At 74.7% G+C, this 2102-nt stretch carries 3 protein-coding genes and 1 pseudogene; 3 read left to right on the forward strand and 1 reads right to left on the reverse strand.

Translation table 11 applies throughout. From position 1 onward, the window contains the following. Nucleotides 1-34: 34 nt before the first annotated feature. Nucleotides 35-319 (reverse strand): hypothetical protein, encoded by a 285-nt coding sequence (locus AC2W7G_RS14550; RefSeq protein ID WP_485869069.1) that lies wholly within the window; start codon nucleotides 317-319, stop codon nucleotides 35-37. A 144-nt stretch (nucleotides 320-463) separates the two neighbouring features. Here AC2W7G_RS14550 and AC2W7G_RS14555 point away from each other — a divergent pair. From AC2W7G_RS14555 to AC2W7G_RS14565, 3 genes and pseudogenes are all read left to right on the forward strand, one after another. Continuing rightward, a pseudogene (locus tag AC2W7G_RS14555) lies at nucleotides 464-730 on the forward strand (metallophosphoesterase family protein); the annotation flags it as partial. A 481-nt stretch (nucleotides 731-1211) separates the two neighbouring features. After that, complete coding sequence (locus tag AC2W7G_RS14560) at nucleotides 1212-1577, forward strand: hypothetical protein (RefSeq protein WP_485869071.1); 366 nt, start codon at nucleotides 1212-1214, stop codon at nucleotides 1575-1577. Then, nucleotides 1574-2102 (forward strand): AAA family ATPase (locus AC2W7G_RS14565; protein WP_485869070.1); only part of this gene is annotated, 529 nt, incomplete at its 3' end. The genes AC2W7G_RS14560 and AC2W7G_RS14565, both read left to right, overlap by 4 nt.

Raw genomic sequence — 2102 nt, forward strand, 5'->3', positions numbered from 1 at the left:
GCCCCCTCGGCGTGGCGGCTCTGCCGGTCCAGGCTCAGGCCCAGCGCGGTGTGCGCCCACTGGCTGGTGGGCTCGAGGTCGACCAGGCGGCGGAACGCCTCCTCGCCGGCCCGAGCAGGGCCGCGGCGAAGCGCGCCCGTCCCAGCAGCTCCCAGGCCGCGGCGTTGCGCGGCTCGGCGTCGACCACCTTGGTGAGCACCCGGATCGCCTCGCGCGGCCAGCGCGAGTCGAGCAGCTCCTCGCCGAGGCGGAACGCGTCGAAGACCTCCATGGCCTCGATCTGCTCGTCCGTGTAGCTCGGCTTCTGGTAGATGGTCATCGTCCGTCCCTTCTTTCGTCGCCCGCACAACAGCGACCGAGTGGGATCCATTCCCGACAGCGTCGCACGCCGGCCGCCCGGACGTGACGCACACGCCGGGGGACGCTGCCGGGTTCTGTCACCGCTCGGACCTAGGCTCTCAGCATGCGATTCGTGGCGTCCGCCGACTGGCAGATCGGCATGACCGCGCACTTCCTGGAGGCGGAGGCGCGGCCCCGCTTCGCGCAGGCACGGCTCGACGCCGTCCGGGCGCTGGGGCGGGTGGCCGCCGAGCGCGACGCCGCCTTCGTCCTCGTCTGCGGCGACGTCTTCGAGTCCAACCAGCTCGACCGCCAGGTCGTGGCCCGCGCCTTCGACGCGCTGGCCGACGTGCCGGTCCCGGTGTGGCTGCTGCCCGGCAACCACGACCCGCTCGACGCGGCCTCGATCTACCGCTCGCCGGAGTTCCTGGCCGGGTGCCCCGAGCACGTCCACGTCCTCGACGCGCCCGGCGTCCACGTCGTCGCCGACGGCGTCGAGGTCGTGGCCGCTCCGTGGTCGTCCAAGCGTCCGTCCAGCGACCTGGTCGCCGACGCCTCGACGGCCTGGAGCCGCCCGCGCCCGGCGTGGTGCGGGTCGTGGCCGGCCACGGCTCGGTCGTCGGGTTCGACCGCACCAACCCCTCCACCATCAGCGAGCCCGGCCTCACCGCCGCCCTCGACGCCGGCCTGGCCCACGTCGTGGTGCTCGGCGACCGGCACTCCACGACCCGGGTCACCGACCGCGTCTGGTACCCCGGCGCCCCGAGGTCACCAGCCGGCTCGAGGACGACCCGGGCAACGTCCTGGTCGTCGACGTCGAGCCCGACGGCGCCCTGGCGGTCGAGCCCGTCCGCGTCGGGGCGTGGCGGTTCGTGGCGCACGACGCCCGGCTCGACTCCGCGGCCGACCTCGACGACCTCGAGCGGTGGCTGCGGGCCCAGCCGGCCAAGGAGCGCACCGCGGTCTGGCTCTCGCTCACCGGCACGCTGAGCGTCGGGCAGAAGGCGCGGCTGGACGACCTGCTGGACGATGTCGGCTCGCTGTACGCGCTGCTGGACCTGTGGCAGCGCCACACCGACCTGGCCGTGCTGCCCGCCGACGGCGACATGGACGAGCTGGGCCTGACCGGGTTCGCGCGCGAGGCGGTCGACGAGCTCGTCGCTCGCGCCGACGACGACCCGGCCGCCCGTGACGCCCTCAGCCTGCTCTACCGCCTCGCCTCGGCCGGTGCGCGATGAGGCTGCTGCGCATCCGGCTCGCCGACTTCCGCGGCGTCGAGCAGTCCGAGGTCCGGCTCGAGTCGCCCGGCGTCACCGTCGTCGTCGGTCCCAACGAGGTCGGCAAGTCGTCGCTGGCCGAGGGCCTGCGCCTCGTGCGCCAGTACAAGAGCGCGTCGAGCCACCGCGACGTCAAGGCCGTCCAGCCCACGCACCGCGACGTCGGGCCCGAGGTCGAGATCGAGGTGCAGACGGGCCCGTACCACTTCGTCTACCTCAAGCGGTGGCTGCGCAAGCACCGCACCGAGCTCACCGTGCTGGCCCCGCGCCGCGAGCAGCTGTCCGGCGACGAGGCCCACGACCGGGTCGAGGCGATGTTCGCCGAGACGCTGGACGCCGCCCTGTGGGACGCGCTGCAGCAGGTGCAGGGCGACTCGCTCCAGCAGCCCGCCCTGGGGCGCGCCACGCCGCTGCAGGCCGCGCTGTCGGGCCGAGCCGGGGCCGACGACGGCTCGGCGCACGCCGCGCTCGTCGACCACGCCGCCG

It is taken from the genome of Aeromicrobium sp. PFPM2_SD2 (assembly GCF_057364525.1).

Excerpts from the sequence above, each read along its gene's own strand:
- AC2W7G_RS14550 (WP_485869069.1), bottom strand. The coding sequence starts at position 319 with ATGACCATCTACCAGAAGCCGAGCTACACGGACGAGCAGATCGAGGCC.